Source organism: Hylemonella sp. P2_B10, from assembly GCF_056404875.1.
This window is the reverse complement of record NZ_JBFUDE010000004.1, coordinates 500,279-517,192: the sequence shown is the minus strand read 5'-3', so window position 1 is coordinate 517,192 and position 16,914 is coordinate 500,279. Positions and strand designations below refer to the sequence as shown.

Annotated in this window: 20 protein-coding genes and 1 pseudogene; 8 read left to right on the top strand and 13 right to left on the bottom strand. The window is 64.5% G+C overall.

Annotation, left to right across the window (positions count from 1 at the left end):
* Positions 1 to 14: 14 nt before the first annotated feature.
* From AC1DX2_RS20245 to AC1DX2_RS20235, 3 genes are all read right to left on the bottom strand, one after another.
* Entirely contained in the window at positions 15 to 1,034 is a 1,020-nt protein-coding gene (locus tag AC1DX2_RS20245; protein ID WP_477198201.1) for a lactonase family protein, read from the bottom strand.
* Between the two features lie 171 nt (positions 1,035 to 1,205).
* Positions 1,206 to 1,655 carry an rRNA maturation RNase YbeY gene (gene ybeY, locus AC1DX2_RS20240; protein WP_477198200.1) on the bottom strand — a complete coding sequence of 150 codons (450 nt, stop codon included), beginning with the start codon at positions 1,653 to 1,655 and terminating at the stop codon, positions 1,206 to 1,208.
* A 4-nt stretch (positions 1,656 to 1,659) separates the two neighbouring features.
* A complete protein-coding gene (locus AC1DX2_RS20235) occupies positions 1,660 to 2,649 on the bottom strand; it encodes a PhoH family protein (protein ID WP_477198199.1) in 990 nt (329 codons plus the stop codon).
* A gap of 71 nt (positions 2,650 to 2,720) precedes the next feature.
* On the opposite strand from AC1DX2_RS20235, the gene ruvA reads away from it, so the two are divergent.
* Both ruvA and AC1DX2_RS20225 read left to right on the top strand, forming a co-directional pair.
* The gene (ruvA, locus tag AC1DX2_RS20230) at positions 2,721 to 3,293 is read left to right on the top strand and encodes a Holliday junction branch migration protein RuvA (protein ID WP_477198198.1); all 573 of its coding nucleotides are present in this window, start codon (positions 2,721 to 2,723) and stop codon (positions 3,291 to 3,293) included.
* Positions 3,294 to 3,396: 103 nt separating this feature from the next.
* Positions 3,397 to 4,221: a Yip1 family protein gene (locus AC1DX2_RS20225; RefSeq protein ID WP_477198197.1), complete on the top strand. Its 825-nt coding sequence runs from the start codon at positions 3,397 to 3,399 to the stop codon at positions 4,219 to 4,221.
* 103 nt (positions 4,222 to 4,324) lie between these two features.
* Here AC1DX2_RS20225 and AC1DX2_RS20220 read toward each other — a convergent pair whose 3' ends face one another.
* Positions 4,325 to 5,479 carry a carbonic anhydrase gene (locus AC1DX2_RS20220; protein WP_477198196.1) on the bottom strand — a complete coding sequence of 385 codons (1,155 nt, stop codon included), beginning with the start codon at positions 5,477 to 5,479 and terminating at the stop codon, positions 4,325 to 4,327.
* Between the two features lie 183 nt (positions 5,480 to 5,662).
* Between AC1DX2_RS20220 and ruvB the strand changes: the two genes are divergently transcribed.
* The gene (gene ruvB / locus AC1DX2_RS20215) at positions 5,663 to 6,721 is read left to right on the top strand and encodes a Holliday junction branch migration DNA helicase RuvB (RefSeq protein ID WP_477198195.1); all 1,059 of its coding nucleotides are present in this window, start codon (positions 5,663 to 5,665) and stop codon (positions 6,719 to 6,721) included.
* On the opposite strand, the gene AC1DX2_RS20210 is transcribed toward ruvB, so the two are convergent.
* From AC1DX2_RS20210 to AC1DX2_RS20200, 3 genes are all read right to left on the bottom strand, one after another.
* Complete coding sequence (locus AC1DX2_RS20210; RefSeq protein WP_477198194.1) at positions 6,718 to 7,053, bottom strand: ArsR/SmtB family transcription factor; 336 nt, start codon at positions 7,051 to 7,053, stop codon at positions 6,718 to 6,720. The two genes, ruvB and AC1DX2_RS20210, sit on opposite strands and share 4 nt — an antisense overlap.
* Positions 7,040 to 7,501: an SRPBCC family protein gene (locus AC1DX2_RS20205; protein ID WP_477198193.1), complete on the bottom strand. Its 462-nt coding sequence runs from the start codon at positions 7,499 to 7,501 to the stop codon at positions 7,040 to 7,042. Before AC1DX2_RS20205 ends, AC1DX2_RS20210 begins: the two co-directional genes overlap by 14 nt.
* A 72-nt stretch (positions 7,502 to 7,573) precedes the next feature.
* Positions 7,574 to 8,011 carry a DUF1810 domain-containing protein gene (locus AC1DX2_RS20200; RefSeq protein ID WP_477198192.1) on the bottom strand — a complete coding sequence of 146 codons (438 nt, stop codon included), beginning with the start codon at positions 8,009 to 8,011 and terminating at the stop codon, positions 7,574 to 7,576.
* A gap of 104 nt (positions 8,012 to 8,115) precedes the next feature.
* On the opposite strand from AC1DX2_RS20200, the gene AC1DX2_RS20195 reads away from it, so the two are divergent.
* On the top strand, positions 8,116 to 8,778 hold the full coding sequence (locus AC1DX2_RS20195) for a dUTP diphosphatase (RefSeq protein WP_477198191.1): 663 nt from the start codon (positions 8,116 to 8,118) through the stop codon (positions 8,776 to 8,778).
* 21 nt (positions 8,779 to 8,799) lie between these two features.
* On the opposite strand, the pseudogene AC1DX2_RS20190 reads toward AC1DX2_RS20195, so the two are convergent.
* The 3 genes and pseudogenes from AC1DX2_RS20190 to ttcA form a co-directional block, all read right to left on the bottom strand.
* Positions 8,800 to 9,945 (bottom strand): annotated as a pseudogene (locus AC1DX2_RS20190) (sterol desaturase family protein); the annotation flags it as partial.
* Between the two features lie 256 nt (positions 9,946 to 10,201).
* Positions 10,202 to 10,828, bottom strand: a complete 627-nt coding sequence (locus AC1DX2_RS20185) for a DUF4136 domain-containing protein (RefSeq protein ID WP_477198190.1) — start codon at positions 10,826 to 10,828, stop codon at positions 10,202 to 10,204.
* An 89-nt stretch (positions 10,829 to 10,917) separates the two neighbouring features.
* Complete coding sequence (gene ttcA, locus AC1DX2_RS20180) at positions 10,918 to 11,847, bottom strand: tRNA 2-thiocytidine(32) synthetase TtcA (RefSeq protein ID WP_477198189.1); 930 nt, start codon at positions 11,845 to 11,847, stop codon at positions 10,918 to 10,920.
* A 188-nt stretch (positions 11,848 to 12,035) separates the two neighbouring features.
* Here ttcA and AC1DX2_RS20175 point away from each other — a divergent pair, with 188 nt between their 5' ends.
* Positions 12,036 to 12,626 carry a 3'-5' exonuclease family protein gene (locus AC1DX2_RS20175; RefSeq protein ID WP_477198188.1) on the top strand — a complete coding sequence of 197 codons (591 nt, stop codon included), beginning with the start codon at positions 12,036 to 12,038 and terminating at the stop codon, positions 12,624 to 12,626.
* Positions 12,627 to 12,662: 36 nt separating this feature from the next.
* Here AC1DX2_RS20175 and AC1DX2_RS20170 read toward each other — a convergent pair whose 3' ends face one another.
* Positions 12,663 to 13,040, bottom strand: coding sequence for a dihydroneopterin aldolase (locus AC1DX2_RS20170; RefSeq protein ID WP_477198187.1), 378 nt, complete (start codon positions 13,038 to 13,040; stop codon positions 12,663 to 12,665).
* 41 nt (positions 13,041 to 13,081) lie between these two features.
* Positions 13,082 to 13,885: an SDR family oxidoreductase gene (locus tag AC1DX2_RS20165; RefSeq protein WP_477198186.1), complete on the bottom strand. Its 804-nt coding sequence runs from the start codon at positions 13,883 to 13,885 to the stop codon at positions 13,082 to 13,084.
* 74 nt (positions 13,886 to 13,959) lie between these two features.
* On the opposite strand from AC1DX2_RS20165, the gene AC1DX2_RS20160 reads away from it, so the two are divergent.
* From AC1DX2_RS20160 to AC1DX2_RS20150, 3 genes are all read left to right on the top strand, one after another.
* A complete protein-coding gene (locus AC1DX2_RS20160; protein WP_477198185.1) occupies positions 13,960 to 15,075 on the top strand; it encodes a class I SAM-dependent methyltransferase in 1,116 nt (371 codons plus the stop codon).
* A gap of 82 nt (positions 15,076 to 15,157) precedes the next feature.
* Positions 15,158 to 15,721, top strand: coding sequence for a protein tyrosine phosphatase family protein (locus tag AC1DX2_RS20155; RefSeq protein WP_477198184.1), 564 nt, complete (start codon positions 15,158 to 15,160; stop codon positions 15,719 to 15,721).
* Between the two features lie 9 nt (positions 15,722 to 15,730).
* Complete coding sequence (locus AC1DX2_RS20150; RefSeq protein WP_477198183.1) at positions 15,731 to 16,264, top strand: GlcG/HbpS family heme-binding protein; 534 nt, start codon at positions 15,731 to 15,733, stop codon at positions 16,262 to 16,264.
* A 105-nt stretch (positions 16,265 to 16,369) separates the two neighbouring features.
* Here the strand turns inward: AC1DX2_RS20150 and AC1DX2_RS20145 are convergent, their stop codons facing one another.
* The gene (locus AC1DX2_RS20145; RefSeq protein ID WP_477198182.1) at positions 16,370 to 16,825 is read right to left on the bottom strand and encodes a hypothetical protein; all 456 of its coding nucleotides are present in this window, start codon (positions 16,823 to 16,825) and stop codon (positions 16,370 to 16,372) included.
* Positions 16,826 to 16,914: the final 89 nt, after the last annotated feature.

Below are 16,914 nucleotides of genomic sequence, written 5' to 3'. Positions count from 1 at the left end.
ACGGACCACATTCTCTAAGACCGCTTTTCCAGCCGGTCGCGCAGTTGCCAGAGCCATGGGGTCCATGGCCAGTGGGTGCGCGGCCGTTGCTGAAGCCCGTTGTCAGATCGTCTGAAAACCCAAATCTTGGCTTGCCGCGTGGGCGTCCTCCCTCCAAAGAGAATGTCTTCATCCGCAGTGACTTCAAGAGGTCCAAACTGGGAAGCGACCAAGTAACTGCCGCAGGGCGAAACAGCGAGGCCGTGCGGAAACTCAAGGCCGGATGAATTTTTATCCATGACCGCTTCGGGAACCGGCTGGACAATTCGATTCTCAAGCCCACTGAATCGATAGAAGGCGATGGCGTTGGTACCGCTGTTGCTGACAATCAGCTGATTGCCTTCGTGAGAAACCTTGATGTCTTCAGGCCTGCTCAAACTTGACAGTGAGCCCTGAACCGATTGGCATGGGCTTTCGCTGATGCTTCCGTCAACGGCCCCAAAGCTGTAGAGACTGATGCAGTTCGAATGCGCATCTGAAAACGTCACCAGCAGATGCGTCCCGTCCGGTGAAAAGCAAATTCCTTTCGGAATCCCCGCGAGGCCGGCTCCTTCCACGACCGTGATGAGTGTCATGCTGTTGGAGGACTGCTCGTAGCGGAAACTGGCAATCGCTTGCGGTCTCTTGGCAGAAGCGCCAAACGCCGCAGCGATGAACTGCCCCGATGGGGACATCTCCATGCCGTGGGGTTTGTAGCCGGCCAATCGTTCGGGGAAAGGAATGATGTTGGCCGGGATGGGCTCATACGATCCGTCGTGCAGGCGCGCATGGATGGTGAAAGTTTCTTCACTCCAATCGGAAGTGATGATCCTCTCGCCATCCCGTGAAAAAATGGCATGCTGCGGATTTGACAATCCTGCTTTCGAGCCGGAGATTTTCTGAAGGGCTTTTGCGCGACCCTCATCGTCGATGGCATAGACAATGAGCATGGACCGGGTCGAAAACGTGGCGCAAAAAACATTCTCGGACGGATGAAAGGCGACACTGTTGATCAAGCTGTAAGTGCTTGAATTCGCTATGCAGTCCGTAGCCAAGTATGCATGTTTCATGGGTGACCCGGGGTTGGCGATGCACCGCCTATGCCGTTGCTTCCTCCTTGCTCAGCGTTCACGCTTCATGCGGTCGTGGGGCGCAGCGCGGCCGACAGGCCACAGGATACATCCAAATCAGTACGGGTTCTTGACCCCCAGCCCCGCCAGGATGGCGATCTCGCGCGCCTCCATGGCCTGGGCGTCCGCCTCGCTGGTCTCGTGGTCCCAACCCTGGGCGTGCAGCGCGCCGTGCACCAGCAGGTGGGTGTAGTGGGCCTGCAAGGTCTTGCGCTGCGCCTTGGCTTCCTTGGCGATCACGGGTGCACACAGCACCAGATCGGCGGTCACCACCGGCTGCTGTGTGTAGTCAAAAGTCAGCACATTGGTGGCGTAGTCCTTTTTGCGGTACTCGCGGTTCAGCGCGCGGCCTTCCTCGGTGTCAACGATGCGCACGGTAATTTCGGCATCCGTGTCCAGTGCATGGCGTATCCAGCGCGCCACCTTGTGGCGCGGCAGTGCGGCGCGGTGTCTGGCGGCGTCGGCGAGCTTGCCGAATTGCAATGACAGCGACAAATCCTTCAGCATGGCGTCACGCCGCCTTCTTCCGGCTGCGCGCCGGCGGCGGGCTGGGTTGGCCCACCTGTGTTTTGCGCACTTTGCCCTTGGCGTCATAGGCGTCCACGATGCGCGCCACCAGCGGGTGGCGCACCACATCGCCGCTGTTGAAATGGCAGGTGGCGATGCCTGGCACGCCTTTGAGCACCTGTTCGGCCTCCACCAGGCCGCTGAGCTCGTGCTGGGGCAGGTCGATCTGGCTGATGTCGCCGTTGATCACCGCCTTGGAGGCAAAGCCTATGCGCGTCAGGAACATCTTCATCTGCTCGGAGGTGGTGTTCTGGGCCTCGTCCAGAATGACGAAGGAGCTGTTCAGCGTGCGCCCGCGCATGAAGGCCAGCGGCGCGATTTCTATCGCCTGGCGTTCGAACGCCTTCAGCACCCGCTCCACGCCCATCAGGTCATACAGCGCGTCGTACAGCGGGCGCAGGTAGGGGTCGATCTTCTGTGTCAGGTCGCCGGGCAGAAAGCCCAGGCGCTCGCCGGCCTCGACCGCCGGGCGGGTCAGGATGATGCGTTGCACAGCGCTGCGCTCCAGCGCATCCACCGCGCTGGCTACCGCCAGGTAGGTCTTGCCGGTGCCGGCCGGGCCGATGCCGAAGGTGATGTCGTGGCTGGCAATGCTGTCCAGGTAGTTGGCCTGGTTCAGCGTGCGTGCGCGCAGGTCGCTGCGCTTGGTCTGCAGCACCTCGGCGTCGCCCTCGCCGTGGGCCGAGTCGCCAGCCAGCATCAGCTGCACGGTGCGCTTGTCGATCGGCCGGGCGGCCTGCTCGTACAGCGCCTGCAGCACCTCCATGGCCCGCTTGGCCTGGACTTTGGGGCCGTCCACCTTGAACTGCTCGTGCCGGTGCGCGATCTTGACGTTCAGCGCCACCTCGATGGCGCGCAGGTGCTCGTCCAGCGGGCCGCACAGGTGAGACAGGCGGTTGTTGTTGGGCGGCGTAAAGAGGTGTCTGACAATCAAGCTGATAATTCCGTCAAAGGGTGGGCTGCGGGCGCGGCCCTCCATGATAGGCAACAAACCACAGGCTGGCGATGATAGGCAAATTGACGGGCACGCTGAGCGACAAGAACCCCCCCCAGGTGCTGCTGGACTGCCACGGCGTGGGCTACGAGGTGCAGGTGCCTATGAGCACCTACTACAACCTGCCGGCCAGCGGTTCTCAGGTCAGCCTGCTGACGCATTTCGTGGTGCGTGAGGATGCGCAGCTGTTGTACGGCTTTGCCACCCCCATGGAACGCGAGGCATTTCGCCAGTTGATCAAGATCTCGGGCGTGGGCCCGCGCACCGCGTTGTCGGTGTTGTCGGGCATGAGCGTGACCGAGCTGTCGCAGGCGGTGTCGCTGCAGGAGGCCGGCCGCCTGGTCAAGGTGCCCGGTATTGGCAAGAAGACGGCCGAGCGGCTGTTGCTGGAACTCAAGGGCAAGCTGGGCGCCGAGCTGGGCGCCCACGCGGCCGTGGCCAACGATGCCCAGGCCGACATCCTGCAGGCGCTGCTGGCCCTGGGTTACAGCGACAAGGAGGCCGCCGCCGCGCTGAAGGCCCTGCCGGCCGACATCGGCGTCAGCGAGGGCATCAAGCAGGCCTTGAAGGCGTTGGCCAAGTAGACGCGGGCAGGCACCACCCAATTAGGGCAAACAGCCCAATTCCAGTAGACTGTGCCTCGCCGGGCTCGGCCAGGTCAACTACAACCGCGAAAGGGTGTTTGTCATGGATATCGTGGAACGCGCGCGCAGCATCATCATCAACCCGGGGCCTACCTGGCAGGTCATTGAGCAGGAGCCGGTGGCCAATCCGCAGGCGCTGTATGTGCCTTACATGGTGATCCTGGCAGCCATCCCCGCGGTGGCCACCTTCATCGGCATGAGCCTGGTCGGCATGGGTGGCTTCGGCTTTTCCATCCGCCTGCCCATCATCAGCGGTCTGGGCATGATGATCACGCAGTACGTGCTGACGCTGGTGATGGTCTTCGTCTGGGCCTGGCTGGTCAACGCGCTGGCCGGCACCTTCGGCGGGCAGGCCAACCTGCTGAATGCACTGAAGCTCACCATCTACGGCAGCACGCCCGGCATGGTCGCGGGCGTGTTCCATGTGCTGCCGGGCACATTGAGCATCCTGGCCCTGGTGGGCTCGCTGTACGGGCTGTACGTGATCTACCTCGGCCTGCCGGTGCTGATGAAGAACCCACCGGAGAAATCCGTCCCCTACATGGCGGTGGTGGTGGTGGTGGGCATCGTCTGCATGGTGGTGATCAGTGCCATCGGCGCCATCTTCACGCCGTCGCCGGTGGGTCGCATGGGCAGCATGGTGGGCGATGCGTCGAACGGCATCAGCATCAGCACGCCCCAGGGCGAGGTGAAGCTGTCGGCCACGCCGGGTGCCGCCACGGCGCAATCCGGCAACGCGGCGGTCACCATCAAGACACCCGACGGCGAAGTGAAGCTGGACGCCAAGAACATGGAAGAGTTCGCCAAGCGCATGGAAGCCATGGCGTCGGCCGCTGCAGCGGCCGCCGAGAAGAGCAAAACACAGTAAGCGACTGCAGAGGCTATCAAATTCCCGCCGGGCCGCCCCAAGGGAATTTGCGGCCCCCCCGGGGGGCAGGGAGCTACACGAAGTGAGCGACCGTGGGGGCTAACTACTGCGCGTCGCGCACGGCGCGGCCGTTGAGCGGCTGCACCGGCCGGGCATTGTTGGGGAACAACTGGCCGAACAGCTTCAGCTGCTCCTTGCTGACCGGCACCGGCTGCTTCAACACCATCCACAGCACGCCTTCGCTGCACGGCGGCGTGGTCAGCGAACCCATGAACTGGTAATAGCGCTGGTCTTTGGGCAGCAATTCGTTCAGGTTCAGGATGCCGTCGGGCATGCGCACGCGGTCCCCGCTGTCCAGCGGCATGTAGGTCCACACCTTGTTGATCAGCGTGTTGGCAGCGCCCGGGTCCAATAGCACGCCCAGCACCGCCAGCTGGCCTTCGTTGTTGCGGTGCACCAGGTGCGCCACCATGGCATAGGACTTGTAGTTGACGCGCTCTTCCGACGGGTTGTGGAAGTGGAACTGCAGCAGCTTGTAAGTGGAGCCGCGCACCGTCATGGTGTTGTCGCCGTTCACGTCCACCTGGATGGTGTGGCCGTTGTTGACCACCGAACCGGAACTGGGTTGGTAATTCAATTGCAGCGGCTCGGCCGGGCCTTGCAGCGTGGCATTGCTCTCGATGTTGATGGGCGACTGTCGCTTGCCGGTGGCGCAGGTGGCAAACTCGGGCTTCAGCGTGCCCCAGTTTTGCGGGCCGTTGTCGCCCTCGTAGTCCCAGTGCACTTCGCCGCCATGCGCTGCGGCAGCAGCCATGCCTTTCTTGTCCGCAGGCACCGCCACACCATGGGCGATCGCGCGGGCACGCTCGTACTGACTGTGCGCGGCCACTCGGGGTGCGGCTGCGCGGGCCGTGGCCTTGGTGGCGGTTGGCTTGTCGGCCTCTGCCGCGCCATGGCCGCCGGCTGCGGCTGGCACTGGCATGCTGAGTTGCTTGTCCTTGACGCCGACCATCAGCGTCAGGTTCTTTTTCTTCGCGTCCCCGGCCGCCAGCGATTCGCGCACCTGGGCACCCACTTCCTTCGCCGTGACGGGGGTGGGGGCTGATGCGGGAGCCGGCGCGGCCTCGGTGATCTTCTTGGTTGGCGCGGTGTCGTGCGGGTCGGCTGCCATCACGGCACCGCCCTGGCCCAGCGCCATCATGGCCAGCCATGCCAGTGGGCGGAAAGGGAGGCGGCGAGAACGGGTGGGCAAGGTCATGGGCGGGCGATGTTCGGAGCGGGCACGGCAACAGGGCCGCCGGGACCAACAATTTTCGGCGGTTTATGGATGGTATCGGCAGTTGCCGGGCCTGTCTTGAGCCGGCGGGGCTGCTAAGGCCTGCCTGCAAGGGCTATAGTCCGGGTCAGAGCGCGCGTGGGCGCTGCCGCTGAAAACTGTCCTGTGAGCATACAAACCGACGATTTTGCCGCCCCACCAGCCCGCCGGGTGGTGTCTGCCGCACCCGTTTCGCCCAATGAGGAGGCGATAGAGCGCGCGTTGCGTCCCAAGCTGCTGGACGAGTACGTGGGTCAGGTCAAGGTGCGCGAGCAGTTGGAGATTTTCATTGGTGCGGCCAAAAAGCGGGCCGAGGCGATGGACCATGTGCTGTTGTTCGGCCCGCCGGGGCTGGGCAAGACCACGCTGTCGCACATCATCGCGCACGAGCTGGGCGTCAACCTGCGCCAGACCAGCGGGCCGGTGCTGGAAAAGCCCAAGGACCTCGCCGCGTTGCTGACCGGGCTGGAAAAGAACGACGTGCTGTTCATCGACGAGATCCACCGCCTGTCGCCGGTGGTGGAGGAAATTCTCTACCCGGCGCTGGAGGACTACCAGATCGACATCATGATCGGCGAAGGCCCGGCGGCGCGCTCCATCAAGCTGGAGTTGCAACCCTTCACGCTGGTGGGCGCCACCACCCGCGCCGGCATGCTGACCAACCCGTTGCGCGACCGCTTTGGCATCGTCTCGCGGCTGGAGTTTTACACCTCGGAAGAGCTGGCGCGCATTGTGCGCCGCAGCGCCGGCCTGTTGAAGGTGCCGATGGACGAGCAGGGCGGTTTTGAGATTGCGCGCCGTTCGCGCGGCACGCCGCGTATCGCCAACCGGCTGCTGCGCCGGGTGCGCGACTATGCCGAGGTCAAGGGCAGCGGCGCCATCACGCTGGACATTGCCAACAAGGCGCTGGCCATGCTGGACGTGGACCCGCAGGGCTTTGACATCATGGACCGCAAGCTGCTGGAAGCGGTGATCCACCGTTTCGACGGTGGCCCGGTGGGGCTGGACAACATCGCCGCCAGCATAGGCGAGGAGCGCGACACCATCGAGGACGTGATCGAGCCCTACCTGATACAGCAGGGCTTCTTGCAGCGCACGCCGCGCGGGCGCATTGCCACGCTGGCAGCTTATCGCCACCTGGGTGTGGTGCCGCCAAAGGACAACGCCCCGTTGTTTGAGGGCTAGCCCTCCACCGCCAGCTTCAGCCGTTGTAACGCGCTGTCCCAATGCTGGGCCATGTGGTCCAGCGAGCTGCGCGCCTGCTTCAGCGGTTCGGGGTTCAGCGCCCACAGGCGTTCGCGGCCCACCTTGGTGTCGTGCACCAGGCCGGCATGGGCCAGCACCTGCAAGTGCTTGGTCACGGCCTGGCGGGTGATGGCGGTGCCGGCGGTCAACTGCGCGATGGACAACATGCCACCGGCGCACAGCACCGCCACCAGTCGCAGCCGCGTGGCATCGCCCAGCGCGGCGAAGACCGGCGCGTGGCCGGCCAGCACTGGGGCGTCAGGCGTTGGCATTGAGATGTTTTTCGATGTTGGCCATCTGACCTTCCCAACCGCCGGTGTTCATGCGCAAGGCTTCCAGGCGGCGTTCCTGGGGAATAGCGTCAAAGCCCGATTCCACCACCTTCAGCAGTGTGCCGCCTTGCACCTCGGTCAGCGTGAACTCGATCAGTGTGGTGGGCTCGCCGGAATAATCCTTGGCCGGGTCCACCGCATAAGGGTGCCAGCGCAGCGACATTGCCTGCGGCGGGGTCAGCGCGACCACCAGCACATCGAACAGCACGTGTTCGTAACCAGGGTAGGTGATGTAGCCGCTGGTGTGCGCGCCCACCACAAAGGTCTTGCCCTGCAGCTTGACGCCGAACCAGTTGCCGAACTCCTCGGCATTGGCCAGCGCCTGCCACACGCGCTGCCGCGTTGCCTTCAGCAGAATCTGTTTCTCGATGCGGTCCGTGGATGACATAAATGCAACCTCCTGATTGCATTATGTCCAGGTGAGTCGAAATACGCAACCAAAAAGTTGCAAATCAATGTTTCAAGGCGAGGCCAACAAGGCCAACGTTTGCGCGTCCGGTTCGCCGGCAAAATACTTGGCCAGTGCCTGGCGAAACAGGGGTTCTTCAGGGGTCGCCATGCTGAACAGGCTCAGGCAGGAGCGCAGCTTCAGGTCGTCCGGCTGCCCCATGATCTGCAGCGCCGTCTTGCCGTTGACCGCCTGCAACAGCGCCACACACTCGCGCAGGCGCGCGCCCAGCAGTGGGTGGCGCCAATAGGCCTGGGCCTCCGCCAGGCCGCTGATGCCGTAGTGCCGCGCCGTGTTGCTGCGCCCCAGGCCGCGCAGCTGCGGAAAGATGAACCACATCCAGTGGCTGGCCTTGCGGCCGGCGGCCAGCTCCGCACACACCCGCGCATACACCGGCGTTTGGGCGTCGATGAAGCGCTGCAGGTCGAACGGGTCGGTGGGCGTCAGCATGGCACCATGCTAGTTCGTTCGCGCGAGGATGGTCATGCTGCGCTGCGGCAGTCCCACTATCATGGGGGACTTTTCTTGAACCTCCTTTTATCGACACACGCCCCATGCTCAGCACCGCCCAGATCGAATCCATGCTCAACCTGCAGGCGGGCATGAACGCCAAGGTCAATCCGCAGTGGCTGGGCGCGGGCTACCCCTTTTTGCGCGCCGCCGTGATTGAAGGCGCCGAGGCCATGGAGCACCACGGCTGGAAATGGTGGAAGGCGCAGCAGCTGGATCTGCCCCAACTGCAGATGGAGCTGGTGGACATCTGGCACTTCGCGTTGTCGGACCTGATCATCGCCGCCCAGGGCGACATCCCGTTGGCGGCGCATCAGCTGGCCCAACTCCTTGTCGAAGCCGAGGACAAGGTGGTGTTCGACGGCGAAACCTACCTGATCGAGAAACTGGACACGCTGGAAAAGATTGAGTTGCTGGTGGGCCTGGCGGCGGCGCGTCGCTTTGCCGTGCCGCTGTTTGCAGCGCTGCTGGCCGATTGCAAGCTGAGCTGGGATGACCTGTATAAGCAGTACGTGGGCAAGAACGTGCTGAACTTCTTTCGCCAGGACCACGGCTACAAGCAAGGGACGTATCTGAAGCTGTGGCAAGGCCGCGAGGACAACGAGCACCTGGTGGAGGTGCTGGCTGCCGTGGACCCGGCCGCGCCGAACTTCCGCGACCAGCTGTATGCCGGTCTGGCCGCGCGCTACGCCAGCGCCGCGGGCTGACAGCAGCTTTTACAGCGCGTGCAGGCCTAAGGTGCCACCAGCGAGCGCGAGTGCGGCGAACTCCACCGCCAGCGCGCGCGGTATCGACAGGCGCCCCTGCGCCACCGCGCCCATCGTCCAGTAGGCGATGACCAGTGCGGCGCTCCACAGCGCGCAGTCCAGCACCGGCATGCGGTGCGCGTTCCACAGGATGGCGGTGACGCCCTGCAGCAGCAACAGGAACTGCAGGCCCACAAACCATTGCGTGGCGCGGCTCATGGGCGGGTTGAACACCTGCACCGTGGCCAGCTCAAACGCCGGCTTGGGGTAGCGCGCCGCCACGTCGGCCGGCAGCCAGCCGGGCGGCTTGAACCACACCTTGAGCTTGTCGCCCCAGTTGCGGGCGCGCCAGCTGGTTCTTGCCAGGTCAGCGTACACCTCCAGGTTGGCCCACAGCGGGTCCCAACTGTTGAGCTGGCCGCGCGTGCCGTAGACGCACTTTTCGTCTTCCTCCTTGAAGCTGCCAAACAGCCGGTCCCACAGGATCAGGATGCCGCCGTAGTTGCGGTCCAGGTAGCGGTCGTTGACGGCGTGGTGCACGCGGTGGTTGCTGGGCGACACGAACACCCGGTCGAACCAGCCCAGCTTGGGCACGTGCTCGGTGTGCACCCAGAACTGGTACAGCAGGTCCACCAGTGCCACGATGCCCAGGATCAGCGGCGGCACGCCCAGGATGGCCAGCGGCGCGTAGAAGATCCAGCTCAGGAACACACCGCTGCTGGTTTGGCGCAGCGCGGTGCTGAGGTTGTAGTCCTGGCTCTGGTGGTGCACCACGTGGGCGGCCCACATCACCGCCACTTCGTGGCCGGCGCGGTGCAGCCAGTAATAGCAGAAGTCGTACAGCAGCAGCGCCAGCAGTGCGCCGTACCAGGTGAGCCAGAACGCCTCATTGGGGAACAGCGCCATATGGTTGTAGATGGCGGCATAGGCGGCGACGAACAGCACCTTGCTGAACACCTCGCTCAACTGGCTGAGCACGCCCAGGCTGACGCTGTTGAGGGCGTCGTTCAGCCGGTAGGTGTTGCGGCCGGTGCCCCGGCGCTGGCGCACGTAGCCATAGATGAACTCGATGCCCATCGCCAGGAAAAACACCGGCGTCGCCAGGACGATGACTTGGAACGGACTCATGGCGGCATTGTCTGACATGGCCCGGCCGCCAGGCCACGGCATCAACCCTGATGCGTTTTAGGGAGGCGACCCTGTGGCGATGTGAAGGCCAAATTCCCGCCGGGCCGCCCCAAGGGAATTTGCGGCCCCCTTGGGGGGCAGGGAGCTACACGAAGTGAGCGACCGTGGGGGCTAAATTCCCGCCGGGCCGCCCCAAGGGAATTTGCGGCCCCCTTGGGGGGCAGGGAGCTACACGAAGTGAGCGGCCGTGGGGGCCTTACTTCTTTGCGGTGTCGACGCTGATGGTGATGGTGCGCGGGGCTGTCGGCGCGTTGGGGTAGTCCTTCATCGCCGCCTCGAACATGGGCGGGAACACCTTGTCGGGGTCGAACCAGCGCTGCTCGTTGGTGGCGTTGGTCTCGTACACCACGCGGCCGGTGCCCATTTCGCGCACCACCACGGTGACGGCCGACACATACATCGGGTCCAGCGGCACCGTCGTGCGGTAGCCCAACGGGCGGTGGTAGTAGAAGAAGCGGCCATAGTAGGCCGGGTAGACATAGCGCGGCCAGGGTCCGTTGAAAGAGGCCGGCAGGTCGATCTGCTGCGCCGAATACGCGCCCAGCTGCACGCTGTACTGGGCGTTGGCGTCGTCACGGCGGAAGCCCGCCTTCTCCAGCGCCGGCTGGGCCATGGCTTCCATCTTGTTGGCCTGCGCCGCGTCCACCTGCTGCGAGGGCAGGCGCTCAAACCGGAAGCTGCCGCCCTTGACCGGTGCGCCGGCCTGGCCCAGGTAGCTCTTCACTTCGCTGTCCACCGGCACGATGGTGGAACAGCCGGCCAGCAGCGTGGCGGTCAGCGCCGCGCCGAGGGCGAAAGTGCGTGTCAATGCGATGTGGTTCATGGTGCGGTCTCCTCGTGGCGCTCCGGTTGTTCTGCCGGTTGCGCCACCTTACCATCGGTGGCGCGGTGCCATCTGTGCAGCGGGCAACTTTACAGTTGCACCACCTGCAAACCAGGCAGCGTGGTGACGGGGCCGGGCAGTTCCACCTCGTCAAACGCCACGTCACCATCGGCATCAGGCACGCCGGTGGCTTTCAGACCCTTGAAGTCGTGCCGAGTTCCGTCCATCAGGTGCGAAGGCACCACGTTTTGCAGCGCGGTGAACATGCTCTCGATGCGGCCCGGGTGTTGCTTCTCCCATTCGCGCAGCATGTTGCCGACCTGCTTGCGTTGCAGGTTCTCCTGGCTGCCGCACAGCGTGCAGGGGATGATGGGGAACTGTCGGTGTGCGGCCCAGCGCACCAGGTCTTTTTCGGCCACATAGGCCAGCGGGCGAATCACCACGTAGTCGCCGTTGTCGCTGATCAGCTTGGGCGGCATGCCTTTGAGCTTGCCGCCAAAGAACATGTTCAGGAAGAAGGTTTGCAGCATGTCGTCGCGGTGGTGACCCAGCGCCAGCTTGTTGCAGCCCAGTTCGCCCGCCACCTTGTACAAAATGCCGCGGCGCAGCCGGCTGCACAGGCTGCACATGGTCTTGCCCTCGGGGATGACTTTTTTGACGATGCTGTAGGTATCCTGCGTCTCGATGTGAAAGGGCACACCAATCTGCTTCAGGTACTCGGGCAGGATGTGGTCCGGAAAGCCGGGTTGCTTCTGGTCGAGGTTCACTGCCACCAATTCGAAGCTGATGGGTGCGCGTTGTTGCATCTTCAACAGGATGTCCAGCATGGCATAGCTGTCCTTGCCGCCGGACACACACACCATCACCTTGTCGCCCTCCTCAATCATGTTGAAGTCCATGATGGCCTGGCCAACCTGACGGCACAGGCGCTTTTCCAGCTTGTGGGTTTCGCGCTCTATCTTCAGCTGCTGGTCCTTTTGGAGGGGTACCACCTCGTCGTCTATCCACACTGCGCTCATTGCTCTCTCCGGTGGCAGCTTCTGCCAGGGGGTTTCGGGGCCGGATTTTCCGGCTAACCCCCTATTGTCCCGCCAGATTGGGGTTTTGGGTGGGGGAGGGACTCTTCTGCCCGCCATGTGGCGTGGCCCCTAAAATGCAGCACCACCCGCCCGGCAGAGCAACACGCTTTCCAGGCGCACAAGGCGCCATGCACACCCCACACCTTTTCAATCTGTCGCGGCAACTGGCGCGCCCCCTCGTTGTTTTCGACATTGAGCACACGGGCAGCAAAGCGGAGGAACGGGGCATCACGGAGTTCGCCTGCCTGGTGATTGCGGATTCATGCGCCTACCCAGGATTGAATTCATACATCAATCCCGGGCGGGGTGTCTATTTCAATCCGTTTGCCAGCAGGAAGACGGGGATCACGCAAAAGACCGTGGCCAACGCACCGGCCTGGCACGATGAGGCCGCTGACTTCGTCCTGGACAGGCAAGATTGCGTCTGGATAGGTTTCAGCAGCCGTCAAAACGACATTCCCATCATCCAGTACGAGCACCAGCGTTTCGGTTTGAAACGCCCCGAGTTCACCTGGCAGCTCGACGCCATGACGCTTGCCAGGCAGGTGACCGGCCGCAAGCAAGGGGGGCTGGGGTCACTGGTCGAAGACTTGCTGCCCGACAAGGTCAGAAAGGGCCACCGCGCCATGGCTGATGTGATGATGACCGTTGATCTGGTGGAACACTTGCTGCCTTCGATGCCATCCAATTTTCTGAAGTCCGAGGGGTTGCTGTCCTGACATCGGTGGCCAGGTGACATCCATCGTCAAAGAGCCTCACCACTGCCCCGTCTCCACCCGTATCGCCACCTCGCAGTCCTCGAAGATTTCCAGCTTGGCGATCTTCACCCGCACGCCCAGCACGCCGGGCAGTTGCATCAGCCGGTGAGCCAGCTTGCCGATCAGGCTTTCCAGCAGGTTCACATGCTCGGCGGTGCATTCGTTGATGATGATCTGGCGCACCTTGCGGTAGTCCAGCACATGGGTGATGTCGTCGTCGCGCGGCAGCAGCGGCTGCGCGCCCAGGCGCAGTTCGGCGTCCACCTGGATGGGCTGCGGGTTGCCGATCTCGGAGGCCAGGATGCCCAGGTTGGCGTCAAAGCGCAGGCCGGTGAGGGTCAGGGTCTGGTTGCCGGTGGTGGGCTGCTGGGACATGGTGTTTTCCGTCAGTTGGGCCGCAGGGTGTGGGCGGGTGCTTACATCAGCGAAAAATCGCGCTCGAATTTCATCAGGTGCTGGCCGCCGTCCACCAACAGCGTGGTGCCGGTGATGGATGGGTTTTCCACTGCAAAGCGCACGGCAGCAGCCACATCGGCCGGCGCCGACGAGCGGCCCAGCGGTGACAGCTTGTGCAGGCGCTTGAACTTGGCGTTGTCCAGCAGGTGGCTGGTCAGTGTCAGCCCCGGGGCCACACCCACCACGCGCACCTGCGGCGCCAGCGCCAGCGCCAGCATGGTGTTGGCGGCTTCCAGCGCAGCCTTGGACAAGGTGTAGCTGAGGAAATCGGGGTTCTGGTTCCACAGCTTCTGGTCCAGCAGATTGACCACCACGCCGCGCGCCGGCTGTTTGCCTTTGGCGCGCTGGCTCAGGTGATCGTGCAGCGCCTGGGCCAGCACGATGGCGGCACCGGTGTTGCTGTGCAGGTGCTTGTCCATGGCGGCGAAGCAGAAGCTGGTGGCGTCGTCATGCTCGAAGGTGGAGGCGCTGTTGACCACCGCATCCACCTGGCCAAAGCGGCGCACCACGGCGGGCAGCAGCTTGCGCACCGCGGCCTCGCTACCCAGGTTGGCGCGGAAGGCGGCGCTGTCTTGGCCCAGGCGGGCGCAGTCGGCCACGGTCTGGCGGGCTTCCTCGGCCGAGTTGCGGTAGTGCACAGCCACGCGCCAGCCGGCAGCGGCCAGTGCCAGTGCGATTTCACGGCCCAGGCGTTTGGCCGCACCGGTGACCAGCACGGTGGGGGGCACTGGGGAAGCGGGGGGATTGGTTGGCTTGCGTGGCATTGCGGGACAATATTGGCTTGACGGCGATGAGCATGATCACACCACCCGCGACAAGCGCAGACCACAGTTTACCCATGGAAGCCCGGCAGAACTCGCCCAGCCCCCTGCTGGACCACATTCAGGCCGCCATCGGTGCGGCCGGTGGCTGGCTGGGCTTTGACGCCTTCATGGCGCTGGCGCTGTACACGCCCGGCCTGGGCTACTACGCCAACGACAGCGCCAAGTTCGGTCCCCTGCCCTATGTGGTGCGGGGCGGCCAGCGCCAGGCAGGCAGCGACTTTGTCACCGCGCCGGAGATGACCCCCTTGTTTGGCCAGACGCTGGCGCGCCAGGTGGCGCAGGCGCTGCAGGCCACGGGGACCACGGAGGTGTGGGAGTTCGGCGCCGGCTCCGGTGCGCTGGCCGAGCAGTTGTTGCAAGCACTCGGTGACCAGGTGCGCCGCTACACCATCGTGGACCTGTCCAGCAGCCTGCGCGAGCGTCAGCAGCAGCGCCTGCAGGCCTTCGCTGGCAAGGTGCAATGGGTGGACACGTTGCCAGACAAGATAGAAGGCGTGGTGGTCGGCAACGAGGTGCTGGACGCCATGCCGGTGAAGCTGCTGGCACGCATCGGCGGCACCTGGCACGAGCGCGGTGTGGTGGTGACCGCTGATGGCCTGGGCTGGGCAGACCGGCCCACAGAATTGCGCCCGCCGCTGGAGATTGCCGGCGAGCACGACTATGTGACCGAGATCCACCCGCAGGCCGAGGGCTTCATGCGCACGCTGGCGCAGCGGCTGGCGCGTGGCGCGGCCTTGCTGATCGACTATGGCTTTCCTGAAGCAGAGTACTACCACCCGCAGCGCCACATGGGCACGGTGATGTGCCACCAGGGCCACCAGGCCGATGGCGACCCGCTGGCCGCCGTGGGCTTGAAAGACATCACCGCGCACGTGAACTTCACCGGCATCGCGCTGGCGGCGCAAGAGGCGGGCCTGAACGTGCTGGGCTACACCACGCAGGCGCGTTTCCTGCTGAACAGCGGTTTGCTGCCGCTGTTGGAGAGTGCCGGGCTGCGCGAGCGCGTGCATGCGCAAAAGCTGCTGATGGAGCATGAGATGGGCGAGCTGTTCAAGGTCATCGCCGTGGGCGCTGGTGAACCGTGGTTGCCCATGGGTTTCGCCCAAGGGGATCGCTCGCACACGCTGTGAGGTCCCCGGCCACCTCACCCGGCGGTGGCGAAGGACATAATGCTTGCGAGGCTGCGGTGGCGGCGTACAGCGAGGAGACGGTATGGCTTGTTCAACAGGGCGCGCGGCAGCGCGCTGGCTGGCCTGCGCGGGCTTGGCCCTGGCTGCGCTGTGCGTGGCGCTGCCGCTGGCGGCGCAAATGGCGCCGGGCGCGGCGCCCAACATCGTGCAGATCACGCCGCTGTTGTTCACATCGGGCCAGCCCACGGCCCAGGCCTTGGCGGGCTTGGGCGCGCAGGGCTTCGAGGCGGTGGTCTACCTGGCGCCGCCCACGGTGGACGACGCAGTGAAGGACGAGGCCTTCATCGTGGCCCGCCAGGGCCTGGTGTTCGTCAACGTGCCCATGCAGTGGGACCATCCCACCGAACAGGATTTCAAGGTGTTCAGCGCGGCCTTGGTCGGCCTGGCCAACCGCAAGGTGCTGGTGCACTGCCAGGTCAACATGCGCGGCTCCAGTATGGTGTTTCTGCACCGCGCCATCACGCAGCATGTGGACCCGGCCCAGGCGTATGAGGCGGTGGCCAAGGTGTGGTCGCCACGCGGCACCTGGAAGGCCTACATCAGCAGCATGCTGAGCAAGAACAACATCCAGTTCGAGCCCTATTGAGGAGCAGCCATGACCAACACAGTGCGCAAAACCTGGAGGATGGCTGCCCTGTGCGGCCCAGCCTTGTTGCTGGCCATGCAAGCCGCACAGGCGCAGCAGGCGCAACCGGCAGCAGGCAGCCACAGCGTCAAGCTGCTGACCCCCGAGACCGCACTGGCCGCGGCGCAGGCGGCGCTGGCGCATTGCCGCAAGGCCGGCTTTCAGGTCAGCGTGGCGGTGGTGGACCGCTCGGGCGTGCTGCAGGTGCTGCTGCGCGACCGCTTCGCCGGCCCGCACACGGTGGACGCGGCCACCAACAAGGCCTGGACGGCGGCAAGCTTCCGCATCGACAGTGGCACGCTGGGGCAAGAAACCCAGGCTGGCAAACCCATGAGCGGCCTGCGCAAGTTGCCGCATGTGCTGGCGGTGGCGGGTGGCCGGCCAGTGGAAGCCGGCGGCAGCGTGCTGGGCGGTCTGGGGGTGTCTGGCGCGCCTGGTGGCGAGGCTGACGATGCCTGCGCCGTGGCGGGCCTGAAGGCCATCGTGGACGCGCTGGAGTTTTGAAGCGCCCCCACGGTCGCTCACTTCGTGTAGCTCCCTGCCCCCCGAGGGGGACGCGTTTTGCCTTGGGGCGGCCCGGCGGCAAAACCTAGCGCGCGCCAGCACGCCTCAGGCGGGAAACTCCTCCACCCGTCCCTTGGCCGGGTCCATGTAGGAGATCTCGATGATGTCCAGCGCGCCGCTGTTGTCCTGCCCCACGTACAGGTGGAAGCACTTGTTGTCGGGGCGGCGGGCGTCAAAGTGCAGCATGAAGCCGCCCGTGCTGCGGTCTTCTTCCTGGTGCGTGCCCTGGTCCACCACGATGGCCACCGGCACGCCAATCATGTCGTTGAGCAGGGTGTTGATGGCCGGCTCTTTCTTGAAGCGGGTGCTGGCCTTCTGCACCGCGCTGCGCACATCGGTCTCGTTGAACAACGTCAGGAAGATCGCGCCGTCCAGGCGCTTCTGGTTGTTGTTCTCGATGTAGGTCTTGTTCTTGACCTGCTTGTTGCTGGGGTTGGGCCCCAGCACCGGCACGGGATTGAGTTTGGGCGCGTTCCAGCCCGGGGTGAAAGTCATGCTCATGGTGTGTCCCTCCTTTGCAGGAGTGAACTGTCGCGGGCTGGCCGCCGCCTGTCAAGCGGCCGGTCACACGGCCGTCAAAACCGTGTCAA

Coding starts and splice junctions, on each gene's coding strand:
- ybeY (WP_477198200.1), bottom strand. CDS start 1,655: ATGCTGAAGGATTTGTCGCTGTCATTGCAATTCGGCAAGCTCGCCGAC.
- ruvA (WP_477198198.1), top strand. CDS start 2,721: ATGATAGGCAAATTGACGGGCACGCTGAGCGACAAGAACCCCCCCCAG.
- AC1DX2_RS20225 (WP_477198197.1), top strand. CDS start 3,397: ATGGATATCGTGGAACGCGCGCGCAGCATCATCATCAACCCGGGGCCT.
- AC1DX2_RS20220 (WP_477198196.1), bottom strand. CDS start 5,479: ATGACCTTGCCCACCCGTTCTCGCCGCCTCCCTTTCCGCCCACTGGCA.
- AC1DX2_RS20210 (WP_477198194.1), bottom strand. CDS start 7,053: ATGCCAACGCCTGACGCCCCAGTGCTGGCCGGCCACGCGCCGGTCTTC.
- AC1DX2_RS20205 (WP_477198193.1), bottom strand. CDS start 7,501: ATGTCATCCACGGACCGCATCGAGAAACAGATTCTGCTGAAGGCAACG.
- AC1DX2_RS20200 (WP_477198192.1), bottom strand. CDS start 8,011: ATGCTGACGCCCACCGACCCGTTCGACCTGCAGCGCTTCATCGACGCC.
- AC1DX2_RS20195 (WP_477198191.1), top strand. CDS start 8,116: ATGCTCAGCACCGCCCAGATCGAATCCATGCTCAACCTGCAGGCGGGC.
- AC1DX2_RS20185 (WP_477198190.1), bottom strand. CDS start 10,828: ATGAACCACATCGCATTGACACGCACTTTCGCCCTCGGCGCGGCGCTG.
- ttcA (WP_477198189.1), bottom strand. CDS start 11,847: ATGAGCGCAGTGTGGATAGACGACGAGGTGGTACCCCTCCAAAAGGAC.
- AC1DX2_RS20175 (WP_477198188.1), top strand. CDS start 12,036: ATGCACACCCCACACCTTTTCAATCTGTCGCGGCAACTGGCGCGCCCC.
- AC1DX2_RS20170 (WP_477198187.1), bottom strand. CDS start 13,040: ATGTCCCAGCAGCCCACCACCGGCAACCAGACCCTGACCCTCACCGGC.
- AC1DX2_RS20165 (WP_477198186.1), bottom strand. CDS start 13,885: ATGCCACGCAAGCCAACCAATCCCCCCGCTTCCCCAGTGCCCCCCACC.
- AC1DX2_RS20160 (WP_477198185.1), top strand. CDS start 13,960: ATGGAAGCCCGGCAGAACTCGCCCAGCCCCCTGCTGGACCACATTCAG.
- AC1DX2_RS20155 (WP_477198184.1), top strand. CDS start 15,158: ATGGCTTGTTCAACAGGGCGCGCGGCAGCGCGCTGGCTGGCCTGCGCG.
- AC1DX2_RS20150 (WP_477198183.1), top strand. CDS start 15,731: ATGACCAACACAGTGCGCAAAACCTGGAGGATGGCTGCCCTGTGCGGC.
- AC1DX2_RS20145 (WP_477198182.1), bottom strand. CDS start 16,825: ATGAGCATGACTTTCACCCCGGGCTGGAACGCGCCCAAACTCAATCCC.